At 43.8% G+C, this 15,847-nt stretch carries 14 protein-coding genes; 13 read left to right on the forward strand and 1 reads right to left on the reverse strand.

Annotated features, from left to right (window positions below; genetic code table 11):
- Positions 1-40: 40 nt before the first annotated feature.
- Positions 41-970 carry an ArsR/SmtB family transcription factor gene (locus KAI37_RS08890; RefSeq protein ID WP_023988069.1) on the reverse strand — a complete coding sequence of 310 codons (930 nt, stop codon included), beginning with the start codon at positions 968-970 and terminating at the stop codon, positions 41-43.
- A 508-nt stretch (positions 971-1,478) separates the two neighbouring features.
- On the opposite strand from KAI37_RS08890, the gene KAI37_RS08895 reads away from it, so the two are divergent.
- From KAI37_RS08895 to KAI37_RS08955, 13 genes are all read left to right on the forward strand, one after another.
- The gene (locus KAI37_RS08895; RefSeq protein ID WP_029516750.1) at positions 1,479-2,822 is read left to right on the forward strand and encodes an ABC transporter substrate-binding protein; all 1,344 of its coding nucleotides are present in this window, start codon (positions 1,479-1,481) and stop codon (positions 2,820-2,822) included.
- A 93-nt stretch (positions 2,823-2,915) separates the two neighbouring features.
- Positions 2,916-3,806 carry a carbohydrate ABC transporter permease gene (locus KAI37_RS08900; RefSeq protein ID WP_076292582.1) on the forward strand — a complete coding sequence of 297 codons (891 nt, stop codon included), beginning with the start codon at positions 2,916-2,918 and terminating at the stop codon, positions 3,804-3,806.
- 27 nt (positions 3,807-3,833) lie between these two features.
- Positions 3,834-4,676 carry a carbohydrate ABC transporter permease gene (locus KAI37_RS08905; RefSeq protein WP_071640315.1) on the forward strand — a complete coding sequence of 281 codons (843 nt, stop codon included), beginning with the start codon at positions 3,834-3,836 and terminating at the stop codon, positions 4,674-4,676.
- 80 nt (positions 4,677-4,756) lie between these two features.
- The gene (locus KAI37_RS08910) at positions 4,757-6,142 is read left to right on the forward strand and encodes an arabinan endo-1,5-alpha-L-arabinosidase (protein WP_220031452.1); all 1,386 of its coding nucleotides are present in this window, start codon (positions 4,757-4,759) and stop codon (positions 6,140-6,142) included.
- Positions 6,143-6,182: 40 nt separating this feature from the next.
- Positions 6,183-7,154 (forward strand): glycoside hydrolase family 43 protein, encoded by a 972-nt coding sequence (locus KAI37_RS08915; protein ID WP_220031088.1) that lies wholly within the window; start codon positions 6,183-6,185, stop codon positions 7,152-7,154.
- A 235-nt stretch (positions 7,155-7,389) separates the two neighbouring features.
- Entirely contained in the window at positions 7,390-7,734 is a 345-nt protein-coding gene (locus KAI37_RS08920) for a DUF3024 domain-containing protein (protein ID WP_233901853.1), read from the forward strand.
- A gap of 237 nt (positions 7,735-7,971) precedes the next feature.
- On the forward strand, positions 7,972-9,504 hold the full coding sequence (locus tag KAI37_RS08925) for an NAD(P)H-binding protein (protein ID WP_345945623.1): 1,533 nt from the start codon (positions 7,972-7,974) through the stop codon (positions 9,502-9,504).
- A 122-nt stretch (positions 9,505-9,626) separates the two neighbouring features.
- Entirely contained in the window at positions 9,627-11,735 is a 2,109-nt protein-coding gene (locus KAI37_RS08930; RefSeq protein WP_071640320.1) for a class I SAM-dependent methyltransferase, read from the forward strand.
- A gap of 90 nt (positions 11,736-11,825) precedes the next feature.
- Entirely contained in the window at positions 11,826-12,365 is a 540-nt protein-coding gene (locus KAI37_RS08935) for a GrpB family protein (RefSeq protein WP_071640321.1), read from the forward strand.
- 22 nt (positions 12,366-12,387) lie between these two features.
- Positions 12,388-13,041, forward strand: a complete 654-nt coding sequence (locus KAI37_RS08940) for a hypothetical protein (protein ID WP_258383058.1) — start codon at positions 12,388-12,390, stop codon at positions 13,039-13,041.
- Between the two features lie 91 nt (positions 13,042-13,132).
- Positions 13,133-13,558 (forward strand): VOC family protein, encoded by a 426-nt coding sequence (locus KAI37_RS08945; RefSeq protein WP_053325184.1) that lies wholly within the window; start codon positions 13,133-13,135, stop codon positions 13,556-13,558.
- Positions 13,559-13,768: 210 nt separating this feature from the next.
- Complete coding sequence (locus KAI37_RS08950) at positions 13,769-14,242, forward strand: MarR family transcriptional regulator (RefSeq protein ID WP_104495950.1); 474 nt, start codon at positions 13,769-13,771, stop codon at positions 14,240-14,242.
- Between the two features lie 158 nt (positions 14,243-14,400).
- Complete coding sequence (locus KAI37_RS08955) at positions 14,401-15,654, forward strand: MFS transporter (protein ID WP_220031089.1); 1,254 nt, start codon at positions 14,401-14,403, stop codon at positions 15,652-15,654.
- The last annotated feature ends 193 nt before the right edge of the window (positions 15,655-15,847 follow it).

Below are 15,847 nucleotides of genomic sequence, written 5' to 3' on the forward strand. Positions count from 1 at the left end.
AATGAATACAGGCTTCGGCCTATTTTTTACATGTAGAGTGTCAGGAGTTGGTGTTGTCCTCCCCATGCACATCGTAAAGTACGCGTACAAGCAGATCCTGACTGAAATTCCCGAATCTTTTGCCAAAAATAGTGAGCCCCCCTTTGTTTTCTGATTGATCGGTTACAGATAAACGGAGTGTAATGTCGCTTTTATAGTTAAGGTTAATATCGTCTATTGTGACTTCGGATATGCGGCACCCGTCAATGAAGCTGCCATGCTGATTGATGCGAATTAATTTGAGCATACCATATTGATTCAAATGCGGTGGCCACCAATCTGGATTCAGAACCCCCGGCACTTCTCCAAAATCTCCGGCGCTGGTCCAGTGCCCAATAGGGATACCATTAATATGAAAACAAATGTCAGAGGGATATTCCTCACAATAGCAGGGTGCTTCTGAGCCCAGTTCTGCGGAGAATTGAATTTCTTTAAAGGATTGATTCGCTTTCAGATAGTTGGGGATGCGGTATTCCAAAAAACCTTCAGCCATCCAGATCATTTCCGACTCCAGCCGCCCGGGATCTGCAAAATAGCGTGGATCATCAAAATCGCCGATAATGCTGTCTCGGGTCACCAATCCACAAGTGGGGGACGCTTGGTAGTTACTATAATGACCTACGCGAATCTCAACCTCATACACATTTTTTTGTTCTCTACTGCGCAAATCTACCATCAGCTTATCCTTGTTCAAATAACACATTTTTCGGGTACCGTGCTTGCCGCTCACGGTATTGATCTCCACAAGGCCGCATTCTTCCAACTTTCGAATATGCATTGTAATGGTACCGTTGCTCAAATTAAGTTTGTTTGCAATGTCATTCATACTTTGGCCCTGATAAGCAAGTAGCTCGAGAATTTGAATGCGGATTTCGGAACCCAGTGCTTTAAAAATATCTAACCCTGACATTAAGTCCTTAATATAAATCATAGCTATAGACCATCCTTATCTATAAAAATTGTGATGTAAGCGCTTATATTTTTACTTTGATTTATGTTAAAATAAAATCAAAAAGAAGTAAACTGCTTTTTTGTAAATTTTTTTTACTAAATAAAGAGGGAAGTGAATTAGACTCTAAATTAGAGATTACTTCATGAATGAATCGCATTTAAGTTTTATTACTATTTTTTTAGATGAAAATTAACTTAAATACGATTTAATTTTGCTTTCCATGTCACTCTAATCTATGTTTTATAATTATTTAAAAAGATTGAAAAATACATTGACGAACTGAGGAAGGGCATGCTATATTTTGTTTGTAAACGAATTCATTATTGATAAAGTAAAATGTTAATTATATGGTACATGAGAGGGATGATAATCACAGCGGCAATCAACAACGGGTTGTGTACCGCACAGTTAAAGATTAGGCCGAGTGGTATAAAGTTATTTTAGCACCAAATGTATGCGGTTTCATTTAAATTTAGGAGGGGTCGCGTTGATAAAGAAAAAAGGTTTCGCAATAACAATGGTTGTTCTGTTGTTAATGGTGGCTGCACTGGCTGGTTGTAGTGGGGGAAGTTCCAGTAGTGATGGAAGCAAGGAACTGACATTCATGTTCCGAGGAGGAACTGATGAACAAAAGGCATATAAGGAAGTAATTAAGAAATTTGAAGAGGAACATCCTGGCGTAAAAGTTAAAATGGTCGTGACGGCAGCGGATCAATATGCTACAAAGCTAAGAGCTGCGATCACAGGAAACAATCTTCCAGATATCTTTTACTTTGCCCCTGGAGATGTGAAAGCTTACGTAAACAGTGGGGTGTTGAAGAATCTCACTCCTTACATTGAGAAGAACAAGGATATTAAACTGGATAACATCTGGAAATACGGTATAGATTTGTATCGCTATGACGGTAAAATGGCCGGTCAAGGAGATATTTACGGTATGCCGAAGGACTTAGGTCCATTCGCACTCGGCTACAACAAAACGATGTTCGAAAAAGCGGGCGTTCCCTTGCCTGACAAAGACAAACCGTATACATGGGATGAATTTATCAAGGTTAGCCAAGAGTTGACTAAGGATACCAATGGTGACGGCAAGCCAGATCAATACGGTACAGGCTTTAACGTTCAGTGGGCATTGCAAGCCTTTGTATGGAGTAATGGGGCTGATTGGCTGGATGAGAGCAAAACTAAAGTAACGATTGATGATCCGAAATTTGCGGAAGCACTTCAGTACTTTGCTGACATGCAAAACAAATATAAAATCACACCTGGTATTGAACAATCACAAACATTGGACACATACCAACGTTGGATGAAGGGCGAAATGGCATTCTTCCCGGTAGGTCCTTGGGATATGAGTACATTTGAAAAACTGCCGTTCGAATATGATTTGCTGCCGTTCCCAGCCGGATCGACTGGCAAATCGGCAACATGGATTGGTTCTCTGGGTATCGGCGTTTCCTCTAAAACAAAATACCCGGATGAAGCTGTTGAACTGGTTAACTATCTGACGACTTCTAAAGAAGGAATGAAGCAGCTCGTAGATGCCAAGGTACAAATTCCGAATCTGCTGGACATGGCTGATGAGTGGTCCAAAGATACAAAAACCAAGCCTAACAATAAACAGGAATTTATTGATATCGTAAATGACTATGGACGCTCATTACCAGGCAACTATACGTATAATGCAGAATGGTACGATATTTTCTTCACAGATATTCAACCTGTGCTGGATGGTAAAATTACGGCGGCAGATTATGTGAAACAAGAACAACCGAAGATGCAGAAACTGCTGGATAAAGCGGTGGAGCAAGAGAAAAAATCACAGAAATAATGCGTAAATAGAGGAAAAAAGGATGATGTTAGTGGCTGAATATCATGCTGCTAACATCATCTTCATTCCAAATTAGAAACAGAGGTGAGCCCTGTGATAACCAAATCTAATCTCTACCGCAAAGAGAAGGTATATGGATACTTATTTATTCTTCCACCTATTCTCGGTCTGCTAATCTTTACGTTATTCCCGTTTGTCTATTCGTTATACGGCTCTTTTACAGACTGGGACGGATTGGGACAAATGAACTTTATTGGTCTCGACAATTTTAAAGATTTATTTAGCGATGAGCTCTTTTATAAATCGATGTACAATACTCTTTTCTTAATGCTGGGTATTCCAATCGGTCTTGTACTAGCTTTACTGCTGGCACTAGGTTTGAATCGCAAGATTCCAGGTACGACAACATTTCGTGTGATTTACTATATCCCGGTTATTTCTTCATTGGCTGCCGTTTCTATTATGTGGAACTGGGCATACAACGGAGACTACGGTTTGGTGAACCAATTCCTCGAATTGTTCGGTATTAAAGGCCCTAACTGGCTGATGGATAAGGATACGGTCAAACCGGCCTTGATTCTCATGACCGTCTGGAAGGGCCTCGGATATACGATGCTGCTTTATTTGGCAGCCCTGCAAAGCGTGTCTCGCTCTTATTATGAAGCAGCAGAGCTAGATGGAGCGAGCGGATTCCAGATGTTCCGCAATATTACATGGCCAATGGTGAAACCTGTAACCTTCTTCCTGGTCGTAACTAATATCATTGGTGGTTCGCAAATCTTTACTGAAATGAACATTATGACACCTACAGGGGGTCCGGAATACTCATCCGCCTCAATCGTCTTTTATATTTGGGATAAGGCATTTAAAAACCTGCAAATGGGATATGCCTCCGCGATGGCTATGATTCTCGGCATCTTCATTTTTATCGTAACTTTGATTCAATTCAAAATGAATGAAAAATCGTCCTTTGATGGGGATTGATTTTCGCGGAAAGGAGTGAGTCTGATTATGTCCCATAGTCAAAAAACGAAAGTTACCAATACCATTATCTTTATTGTACTGGCGATTGGAGCGATTGTGATGATCGCGCCGCTGCTTTGGATGCTGTCCACTTCGGTGAAAGAAAAGCAGGATGTCTTTGCACTTCCACCAGTATGGATACCAGAGGTGTTCAATTTCAGTAAATATAAAGAAATTTGGGAAGCAGGACCTTTGTTAAGCGGGATCAAGAACAGCGTGATTGTGGCTGTAAGTGTTACCGTTGTAGGTACCTTCACATCCAGTGTGGCCGCTTTTGCATTTGCAAAGCTGAGATTCCCTCATAAAAACAAACTGTTTTTGGCACTCATCGCATCTATGATGATTCCATACCCAACGGTTATGATTCCACAGTTTATGATGTTTTCCAAACTTGGCTGGGTCGATACACTTTTGCCTCTGATTGTTCCAGGTTTGTTCGGAAATGTAGTTATGATCTTCTTCCTGCGGCAGTACTTGCTTAGTGTACCGGATGCCATTATCGAAGCTGCGAAAATTGACGGAAGTTCTTATTTCCGACTCTACTCGTCGATTACGTTCCCACTCATTAAGCCAGCAGTTGCGGCACAGCTTATTTTATGGTTCATGGGGATTTGGAACGATTATTTGGCACCTATTATTTACTTGAACTCACCAGAAACGCAGACACTGCAACTGGTTATCGCGAATTTTAATGCGACTTACGCCATTCAGACGGACTATCCGCTTATCATGGCAGCATCGATTATAGCCTTGTTACCTGTACTGATTATATTCTTGATCTTCCAGAAACAAATTATTGAATCGGTTGCCATTTCGGGTGTCAAAGGCTAATTGACATCTGGAGGGTACGGATGAAATATGTAAGGCAGTCACAATATGTAATGGATAAAGGAAGGAGGAGAATAACAGTTATGGTTATGCTGCTCATGCTGGGTCTATCCGGCTGTGGGGATAACACTCCGGACCCTGTGTATCCGCAGGCTCCGCCTCCCGATCACTTGTATGATCAAAGTACGATTAACGATGAACAGCGCTGGACCATTAACAATGCACATGACCCGGCGATTATCAAAACAGATCAAGGCTATTATGTCTACTCAACGGATGTAAAGACAGGTGGAGAATTGAGACCTGGTGTTATGGTACGCAAATCGACTGATCTGATTCACTGGAACTGGGTTCAGTATGCACTCCCCGGCATTCCAAAGGAAGCGGAGGCGTGGTCATCAGCAACCAATCTGTGGGCACCGGACATCATCAAGATGGGTGATACCTATCGGATGTATTACTCCGCTTCTACCTTTGGCAGCACACGGTCTGCGATCGGATTGCAGACATCCAGCTCCCCGGAAGGCCCCTGGAAGGATGAGGGGCTGGTCGTTAAAACGGGAGAGGATGACAAGTTGAATGCGATTGATGCCAATCCGGTGCTGGATGCAGAGGGAAATCCATGGATGGTATACGGCTCTTTTTTCGGCGGTATTTACATTACGCCGCTTGATCCCCTGACTGGAAAGCTTAAAGAGTCCGGCTATGGCAAAAATATCGCTGCCAGAGATCGGACAACTGAGGACGGTGCTGTAGAAGGGCCTTACATTGTGTACAATCCAATGTTCCGTAAATACTACTTGTTCGTCTCGTATGATTCTTTGTTCGAGGACTACAATGTTCGCGTTGCCCGCTCAGATTCTATCACAGGGCCTTATGTGGACATTAATGGACGTGACATGGCAGATACCAGCTATTTGCCTCAATACGAGATTGGAAACAAGGTATTGGGCGGTTATCGGTTCAGCGAAGGAGAAGGCTGGGTTGCGCCAGGTCACAATTCTGTCCTGAAGGACGGTGCGGATTATTATATTGTACATCATGCGCGGGGAGAAACGGACAAGAGCTGGCCGTACCTGCATGTACGCAAAATATTATGGACGGCAGAGGGCTGGCCGGTCGTCTCTCCTGAGCGGTATGCGGGTGAAAAGGAGCAGGATATCCCTAAAAGGCTATTATCCGGCAACTGGGAGCGGATCGTGATAAGGCAGGAAGTAGATGGTCAGGTGGAAGCTGAACCGCTCCGTCTGGAAGATGGAGGGCGGGCAACCAGCGGCTCTCTTGAAGGTCACTGGAGCTTTGATGGCAAGCGTACTCTAACAATGGATTGGAGCGATTCATCCGAAGGGACAAAGGAAGAACTGTTATTGCTCCCTTCATGGGACTGGGAGCTCGGTCGCCATACTCTAATTTTCACGGGTATGAACGAAAAGGGAATTTCCATCTGGGGAAAACGTATCAGCGATTAATTGTATGAACTACATACTACACATAGAGGAGAGAAAAACCATGAATCAATCTGTACCCTTTAATAATCCGGTCATTGAGCAACGTGCAGACCCTTGGATTTACAAGCATAGTGACGGATACTATTATTTCACCGGATCTGTGCCAGAGTATGACCGCATTGAGGTTCGACGAGCAAGTACTATTCAAGGCTTGAGTACAGCAGAGCCTGTCGCAGTATGGCACAAATATGAAACGGGCCCGTTAAGTGCGAACATTTGGGCACCGGAAATTCATTATATTAACGACAAATGGTACATTTATTTTGCAGCAGCTCGTACAACGGAAACGAAGGAAGGCCTGTTCGACCACCGGATGTTCGTGCTGGAAAATGATTCAGCTAATCCTCTGGAAGGGGAATGGGTGGAAAAAGGACAGATCAAAACCCGTTGGGAGACGTTCGCTCTCGATGCGACAACCTTCCAGCATAATGGAGTTCTGTATTATGTGTGGGCTCAGAAGGACCCGGACATCGTCGGTAATTCTAATCTGTATATTTCTGAAATGAGCAATCCATGGACGCTGCACGGTGAGCAGGTCATGATCTCCACTCCTGAGTATGATTGGGAAATCATCGGTTTTAAGGTGAATGAAGGAGCAGCGGTTCTGAAACGGAACGGGCGGATCTTTATCAGTTATTCAGCTAGCGCCACAGACCACAATTATTGCATGGGCCTGTTGACAGCAGATGAGAATGCGGATTTACTTGATCCGAAATCATGGACGAAATCACCTGAGCCGGTATTCTGCACCAATGAGGAAACAGGACAATTCGGGCCAGGTCATAACAGTTTTACGGTTGCTGCTGACGGTAGCGATGTAATCGTATATCACGCCCGGAACTACAAGGAAATTATAGGTGACCCGCTGTATGATCCGAATCGTCATACACGTGTTCAGCCGTTCAACTGGAAGGAAGATGGAACACCTGATTTTGGTATTCCAGTACCAGATGGCGTTTCTGTTGATAAATAAGCGAAATCTATTATAGATGGTTGACGTGTTACACAGTGGCACTGTAACTTTCTAGAAATCATAGGGAATTATGATTAGGCTGCGTATAACAAGAGTAATAAGATATCTTCTGAGCCTTCTGGCTGGAGGATATCTTTTTGCTTTTGGGACGGTAAGGAGGACTCTTTTCAAAAACTTCGGTTTCTGCTATATTTAAATCGTAATATTTACGAATTGATCAAGGGGTGAAAATCTCGTGAACGAGCGGATTGATCCGTTTACCGTTAAAAAGCTTGAATACCTGCTGAATGGCTATATTGCGCTAAAGGTGCCAGGTTACGTGCGTTCTGACGTGCGGCTCATTTATCAAATAGAGGATAACTGTTTGATCTTGACGGAGGAAAGGCCTTCTAATGAAACTGAGTCGTGGGATCGCACGGACATTGTCCAATTTCGCTGGGAAGAAAATCATTGGCATGTATATGCCCGGCAAGAGGCTGAAAGCTGGCAGCGTGTAAAAGAGATTGCACCTAATCCATGCTTTGAAGAACAGCTCGAACAGGTAGAAATAGATCCAGCAGGTATTTTTTGGACAGGTTAACGAAGTGCAGAATGATAAGTTCGGAAGATAGAGGTAGTGGGAGTCGCCCCGTTAAACTGTATATGGAAGTAAACAGGCTGACCGTAATTCCTTATATGGAAGTTACGGTCATTTGATTTGTCTGGGGTGGCACTGTCTAGTTTACGTTTCCATGTCTTGTCATGAGGCTTGTTACGGGTACTGTAAATTAGGGTATGTGAAACACAGAGCGTGATAACGAGTGGGGAGCGGTGTGTAGTGAACGAGCAGCAACGTAATGACAGACAAAGGAGTGTAGATGAGCAGTATCGACCGGAACCTGAGATAAGACAAGTAGAGCGGGAGCGTGAAGCATTGTATCCAAAAGGCAGATCCCGAATTGCACTGACAGGCGCCAGTGGTTATATCGGGCATAATCTGCTGCAGAGGCTGACTGAGCATGCAGATGTCATTGCCTTATCCCGTAATGGAGATCAGCGTGAAAATACAGAGCACGTGGAATGGCGCTCGTGTGATTTTTTTTCCATGGAGGATGCAAATCAAGGATTGCAAGGAGCGGATTATGCCGTATATCTCATTCATTCCATGCTGCCCTCGGCGAAGCTGACACAAGGAACATTTGAGGATATGGATGTGATTTTGGCAGAGCATTTTGCCCGGGCAGCGCGTAATAACGGGGTGAAGCAGATTGTATACTTGAGCGGTATCCTTCCCGAGCATACAAGTGACGATGAACTATCCCGACATTTACGCAGCCGTCTGGAGGTTGAGCGTGTATTGAAGTCTTTTGGAGTACCTGTAACCACAATTCGTGCAGGCTTGATCGTCGGCCCACAGGGTTCATCGTTTCCAATTTTGGTCAAGCTCGTTCGCAGATTACCAGTCATGATTCTGCCTCGTTGGACTCGAACCAAGACCCACCCAATTGCATTGGAGGATATTTTAAATGTGCTGGATCGGAGCATCGGCAACCGTACTCTAGATGAACAAATTATAGATGTAGGCGGGCCGGAGGTTATGACATATAGAGAAATGATGCAAAGGACAGCAGAAATAATGGATAAAAAGCGTCGCTTTTTTAATGTGCCATTGCTGACGATCAAACTGTCCCGCCTTTGGGTTACACTAGTGACTGGAGCCCCCAAAGAGATGGCTTATCCGCTGATCGAAAGCTTGGCTCATCCGATGGTGGCGCAACGGAAACATAAGGTTCAAGGCATCAGCGATGGGAAGATTTCCTTTGACAAGGCAGCTCGAACCTCACTCGAGCAGGAAGAAGAATATCGGCATAAAAAGAATTCCCAGAACAAGTCCAAAAAGCCGTTAAAGTCAGCAATTCGATCATTAAAATCTGATGTACGCTCGGTGCAACGGATCAAACTCCCGCCTGGTAAGGATGCAATATGGGCCGGGGAACGCTATTTGGCCTGGCTTCCGGTCTTTGCAAAACCTTGGGTGCGTGTCAAGACAGGAGGCCCGGATACTTATCAGTTGTATCTCTTGGGTAGTCGAAAGCCGTTGTTAGAAATGATTTATGACCGTGCGCAGAGCACCTCTGAGTTTGCACTCTATCGAATCACAGGAGGTACTTTTGCCACTGTAAAGGAAGACCATCGCGGCAGGCTTGAGTTCCTGCAAATTCCCGGTACAAATATTTGTGTCGTAGCCATTCATGATTATGTGCCATCGCTACCTTGGTTTATTTATAAATATACACAGGCCAAAGTGCATTTGGGGGTAATGTATGCGTTTGGCAAGTATGTCAAGCGGTTGATTGATACAAATGTTTAATATTTTCCACGAGATGGAAGCTACAAATGTATGGTAAAGTGTAATATATACAAGGTTTTATCCAAATGTCCTATCCAAAGTCTCCTGTGCATACCGAATCCCAATCACACGAGGTGAGAAAAATGCTGCAATCGTTAAAAGCCATTGCTAATTACAGGAAAGAAAATGATCTGGCCTGGGATACACCGACTTGGTTAAAGCTGCTTGTTTCGGCTGAGGAGCGTATTGTAAATTTGGAACGCATTCGATCTATAGGTGAGTTAAAGGATGCCAATCCTGTACTGGATTACGTGGAGCGTACGTTGCTTATTTTGGACGGACTTCCATTGTCATTCTGGGTTAAAGAGCTACTGGAGGATGTATTGGTGTGGTCTGAGACAGCCAAAGGAGGTACAGTCCGCGAACGGCTACGCTGGCAGCATGAGGGCATTAATTTATTTGTACATAACATCGGCTCCTCCCAACTGTATGTCAGACAGGCCCAAGCGGAGTCCCCTGCGTACCCGCGCAATAGCATGACCCGAATTCTGATTGAGACGCATGGATTGATCGGGCAATATATACGGGGAGAAATTCCTTTTGCGGAAAATCGACTGCTACTTGAAATTACTCGTAAGGGCTGGCTGAGCTCTGAGGAACTGGAGCTTGTTTTACGGGCCCTGAACGAGTGTATTATCGCCGGGGTAGAACCTGCATTATGGGACCAAGTACGCAGTGAAGTAGAGCAGCTGATCGGCTGGATTGCATGGGACAACGCACCTGTAGTCTGGAGTGTAAAGGAGCGACTGGAGAGATTACGGTCGGTTTCGATTCATGAAGGAGAGCCGTTCGAGCAGGCTTACACAGAACTAGAGCAGGAGTTGAATGTAGAGAAGGCGCTGGCTCCGTTGGAGAATCGGACACTTTGGTATGTAGAATCAGCTTTGCAGGATTTTTCACTTCAAGAACTGGTAAAGGTATTCTTACTCACATTGAGGGATGGGACGGGGCAGGAACAGCCTGCGACCGTTCGCCATATCAGTTTCGAATCGCTTATGAATACGATGTATTATGACTATCGTGGTGTCAAGAAAATTAACGTATACAAAAAACGAATGATAGAAAAATATTTAAGTGCACTGTCCTGGCAGGACATCTCAAAAGGGAAGCGGAAGCATAATCCTCATTTGAGTGTGATCGTGGAGCATAAAGAGGAGCTGCCGAGTACTGTATTTTTTAATTTTGTATTTTCATCTGCAGCTGAGAAACTAATCGATTTTTGTATTGAAGCAGAAAAAACGCCTCTGTATGACAAAGCAGTCCTGCTGCTGTTCGATCTGTTCGGGTTACGGCGTGATGCTTATGATCGCTTTCACAATGAGGAAACGTATCTTACTGATATGAACCAGACCGTAGATTACAAAAGGGTCATTTTAGATTACGTGACGGGAACCCGCATACTGGATATTGGACCCGGCGGGGGCGTGCTGCTGGATCTGATCGAACAGGAAAGACCAGATGCGAAGCCATTAGGTCTTGATATTTCTGTGAATGTCATTGAGGCACTTAAACGTAAAAAGCAATTGGAGCGCCATCGTTGGGATGTCATCAAAGGAGATGCGCTCCGTTTGGAGGAATATGTGGAAACGGAGAGCATGGACACGGTCATCTTCTCTTCGATTCTTCACGAGCTCTATTCCTACATCGAACGAGATGGAATTCGGTTCAATCCACAAACGGTGGAGGCTGCTTTGCAGAGCGCCTATCGTGTGCTTGCACCCGGCGGGCGTATCATCATTCGTGACGGTATTATGACCGAACCAGTAGAGCAGCGCAGACGAATTCGATTCCTGGAGCCGGATGGAATGGAATGGCTGATGCGGTATGCGCAAGATTTTGCAGGCCGCCACATTGAAATAGAGCGTGTGGGGGAGCATGAAGCTGTTTTGCCAGTAAACGATGCGATGGAATTTCTATATACCTATACATGGGGGGCGGAAGCCTATGTGCATGAAGTGCAGGAGCAGTTTGGTTATTTTACCCCGTCACAGTATGAAGAGTGTATCCGTAACACACTTGGATCACAAGCGATTATCCGGGTGAGCCGCCACTATTTACAGGAGGGCTATGCCGAGGCGTTGTCCAGCCGTGTTGAGCTCATGGATGAGCAGGGCCAGCGGGTTCCTTTGCCAGACAGTACCTGTCTGATCGTGATTGAGAAGCCGAATAATAGGGCTGGAATTGCTGAATGATTTTTAATTTGAACAAGAGAATGCCTTCTGATTTGTGCCAAGCACGATTGGAAGGCATTTTTTAGAAAGCTAGTGGAGGTGTGTTCATGTATGTCCTTGCAGGTGGAAATATCCGGGTATGACCCGCAGTGGGCTGAAGAGTATATGCAAGAGCAAAGGAAAATTGTAGAGGCTCTCAAAGATGTATGTGTCGGCATAGAGCATATCGGTAGTACGTCCGTTCCTAATCTGGGAGCCAAGCCTATTATTGATATTATGGTTGGAGTAGAAGAGTTGGCAAGTCTTCAGTCCGAACATCGAGAGCGTCTACAAGGGTTCCAATATGAATATGTACATAAGCCTGATTTTCCAGAGAGAGCTTTCTTTCGCCGTGGAGAATGGGGAGCTGGGACTCATCACTTGCATATTTACAAGTATAAAGGTGAGCATTGGGAAAACCATCTATTGTTCAGAGATTACTTAAAAGCGCATCCTGATAGCCTGCGAGCGTATGATACTTTAAAAAAAGATTTGGCGTACCAATTCAAATATGACCGTGCAGCGTATACCGAAGCCAAAGGACCATTCATTCGGCAGGTGGTTGAGCGGGCGAAGCTTGAAAGATATAGGCAGGGACAGATGAATTCTTAGTACGCATGGACAAGGTGGAGGAATGATGAAGAATATGATGCTTGATGCACAGGTAACGCCGAATGGTTTAAAAGACAGAATGATGATGCTGTCAGCGCTGGACATTATATTGTCCCCAGAAGATTGGTTACGCACGTATCGTATGCAGTCTGAATGGTCTGTTGATGTATGCCTGGGTGAGGTGAACAACGGTGCTGGAGATACGATTCATATGCTATGGACGCGTGGAGGTGTGCTGTTGAAGGGTTTTGACCACGAATCCCCTGTAAGTCCTCATGCGAGAGGCGAATATGAGGTCTGGCCGGGCATGTACGACGGTGTGCCTGATGATATGATGGAGCTTTTGGAAGACGAAGCCCTGGAGAAGGAGGACGTTACCTTTTGTATGTGGAGAGAAGCGGAAGATAAGGAGTGGCGTATGGGCAATGCGAACATTCCTGAGGCATATGACGATGGCGCATCCTTTTTGCTGGGGAAAATTATAGTTACACCGGAGGAATATCAGGATTGGGCTGAAAGTTACTATGAGTTGCCGATTTCTCTAGGGGTGGTAAGCCAGATTTTCAACGGCGTTCCGATCACTGCACAGATGATCTCTGCGCTTCATCCACAGCGTAACGTTACGGAAGCGATAAAGGAGCTAAAGCAGCTTGGCGTTCAGGTGCATGAAAGCTAAGAATACAGATTTGTTTTTCTTTACAAGTTTTGTATATAATACAGGAGAAATGGCTGGGTAAACACCTCGAATTAAAGGAGCTGTGTTGAAGATGTCCAAACGTTTGATTCCTTACATCACGATGGATGGAAATGCAAAAGAAGCAATCGAATTTTATGAAGAGGCATTGGATGCTCAACTGCTTTTTATTCAAACCTTTGGGGAAATGCCGGAAAACCCCGATTTTCCCATTCCCGCAGAGGTCAAGGAACGTGTGGGACATGCTACCCTTAAAGTGGGTGAGACAGAGCTCATGTTTTCTGATACCTTTCCCGGATCACCGTTTAGCAGCGGGAATCAGGTGAGTATCTGTATTACAACCGATAGTGTGGAGCAAGCTCAAAAAATGTTTGATGCTCTACAGCAAGGAGGACAGGTGGGGATGCCCTTGCAGGAAACCCATTTTAGTCCCGCTTATGGGAATGTAACAGACAAGTTTGGTGTCACCTTTCAAATGTTCACAGAGGCTCGGTCTTAAGAAATGGAAAACGGCTTGATTCCGCTACTTTAGCGATCTGGCCGTTTTTTTTGCGTGTATGTCCTCGTCTGAAAAATAAATATACATACATAAAGTATGGTTACGTATAGTTCAATTCCTAGAATAAATAATGATTTTATTATTGTTGAAATAGAAACAAAAATATATTATATTATGTTGTTAATGCACCAACGGGTGGGAGGACAGGCTATGAACAAAGAAGAACAGGTCATAATGGGTTTCAGGGACTTATATAACAAGATGGTTTGGCTTAATAAGGATAAGATGGAAGACAGTCTTAAGGGTTATAAGTCTTCTGAAGTACATTGCATCGAATACATTGAAAGAAATGTAGATTCCAACGTGACAAAACTTGCGGAGTCCCTTTATATGACTAGCGGTGCCATAAGTAAAATAACTAAGAAGCTCATAAAAAAAGGCATTATCGAAAGCTACCAGAAGCCGGATAACAAGAAAGAAATCTATTATAGGCTTACGGAGCAAGGGAAAGTAATTTATAAAATCCATGAGGAACTGCACAAAGAGTTTCAAGAGCGGGATAAAGCCGTATTTGAGCAGGTAACCGAGGAACAATTTGACAGTATGATTAGCTTCCTGGAAAAGTATAGTAGTCATTTGGATGCAGAAATAAAGAAACAGGGTATAGATATTAAGTCGGAATAAATTTGAATAATGAAAATCAAACCACAGGCAGCCGGGCTCTATTGAGAACGGGCTGCATTTTTTTTGCCACTATTTTGTTGCCGAGGAAGCAAAAATGTGATACGATATTTTTGCTTCCGAGGAAGTAAAATGACAAATTTTTTAAGGGGAGAATTTAAGTGTTCAAATTTAGATCACACAATGAACAGAACACAGAACAAATTGTAGATAAACACGCTTTAATATTCGGTCTTATCTCTGTGTTTCTTTGCGGAATAGGCTTCAGTATCATAGCACCTGTCGTCCCATTCTTAGTACAGCCTTATATAAGCAATCCGGGAGAACAAGCTATCGTTGTCACGTTGCTGACCTCTGTTTATGCTTTCTGCGTGTTTTTTGCGGCCCCCGTACTTGGAGCTTTGAGTGACAAATATGGCCGTCGTCCATTGCTCTTAGTATGCCTTTTGGGTTCCGCAATCGGGTACTTGGTTTTTGGCATAGGAGGAGCTCTATGGGTACTATTTGCTGGGCGTGTAATAGAAGGTATAACAGGCGGGAGCATAAGCACGATCTTCGCATATTTTGCAGACATCATTCCTCCAGAACAGAGAACCAAATACTTTGGATGGGTGAGTGCGGTTGTAGGTGTAGGCACTGTCATTGGCCCAACTCTAGGCGGATTACTTGCCAAGTTTGGTTATTCTGTACCCATGTATTTTGGAGCAATCATAACTTTATTGAATGTTGTTTATGGATTCTTTTTTATGCCGGAGAGCCTCGCCAAGAAACATAGACTGAAAGAGATTACCTTTGTAAGACTGAATCCATTTACACAGCTTGCAAACATACTTTCCATGAAAAACTTAAAAAGGCTACTTGTCTCGGCGTTCTTACTTTGGATACCCAACGGATCTTTACAGGCCGTTTTTTCACAATTTACAATGGATACCTTCGGTTGGAAGCCTGCACTAATCGGACTTATGTTTTCAATTATGGGCTTCCAAGACATCATTTCACAAGGTTTCATCATGCCAAAGCTTTTGATAAAACTTAATGATAAACAGATAACCATTCTTGGAATGGTTTCGGAGATTATAGGCTACAGTCTTATTGCGCTATCTACTTTGTTCTCATTCTATCCTCTTTTTATCGCTGGAATGTTTATATTTGGTTTTGGTGATTCGATCTTTGGGCCTTCATTCAATGGGATGCTCTCCAAGTCTGTCGATTCTAGTGAACAAGGAAGGATTCAAGGAGGTAGTCAATCTTTTCAGGCTTTAGCAAGAATGATTGGGCCTATCATTGGGGGTCAAATCTATGTGTCACTTGGTCATGCCGCACCCGCTTTTATGGGTATGATCCTTATAGCAGCGGCAATACCAGTTTTATATAAGCGAACGAATATAAATGAGGATTTTGCAAAAATCCCATAAGCGACTTTCAATGAACAAGATATAGATCGAAATGGTTTAGTTCGTCTATATCTTGCACTTCGGAGCGACTGGAATCGAATTTTGCAAAATCCTGAAATATGTAAACTATCTACTTTCTTTAGGCAATAGGGTTTCAGAACTTAGGGACAAGTTCTGAAACCCTATGTTTTTACAGTCTGAGCCATCTGCATGC

This window comes from Paenibacillus sp. S25 (assembly GCF_019454085.1).
GTDB classification, from domain to species: Bacteria; Bacillota; Bacilli; order Paenibacillales; family Paenibacillaceae; genus Paenibacillus; species Paenibacillus polymyxa_B.

What these genes read in the sequence shown, in the direction of transcription:
- KAI37_RS08890 (WP_023988069.1), bottom strand. Translation starts at nt 970, where the DNA reads ATGATTTATATTAAGGACTTAATGTCAGGGTTAGATATTTTTAAAGCA.
- KAI37_RS08905 (WP_071640315.1), top strand. Translation starts at nt 3,834, where the DNA reads ATGTCCCATAGTCAAAAAACGAAAGTTACCAATACCATTATCTTTATT.
- KAI37_RS08910 (WP_220031452.1), top strand. Translation starts at nt 4,757, where the DNA reads ATGGTTATGCTGCTCATGCTGGGTCTATCCGGCTGTGGGGATAACACT.
- KAI37_RS08915 (WP_220031088.1), top strand. Translation starts at nt 6,183, where the DNA reads ATGAATCAATCTGTACCCTTTAATAATCCGGTCATTGAGCAACGTGCA.
- KAI37_RS08930 (WP_071640320.1), top strand. Translation starts at nt 9,627, where the DNA reads ATGCTGCAATCGTTAAAAGCCATTGCTAATTACAGGAAAGAAAATGAT.
- KAI37_RS08935 (WP_071640321.1), top strand. Translation starts at nt 11,826, where the DNA reads ATGTCCTTGCAGGTGGAAATATCCGGGTATGACCCGCAGTGGGCTGAA.
- KAI37_RS08940 (WP_258383058.1), top strand. Translation starts at nt 12,388, where the DNA reads ATGATGAAGAATATGATGCTTGATGCACAGGTAACGCCGAATGGTTTA.
- KAI37_RS08945 (WP_053325184.1), top strand. Translation starts at nt 13,133, where the DNA reads ATGTCCAAACGTTTGATTCCTTACATCACGATGGATGGAAATGCAAAA.
- KAI37_RS08950 (WP_104495950.1), top strand. Translation starts at nt 13,769, where the DNA reads ATGAACAAAGAAGAACAGGTCATAATGGGTTTCAGGGACTTATATAAC.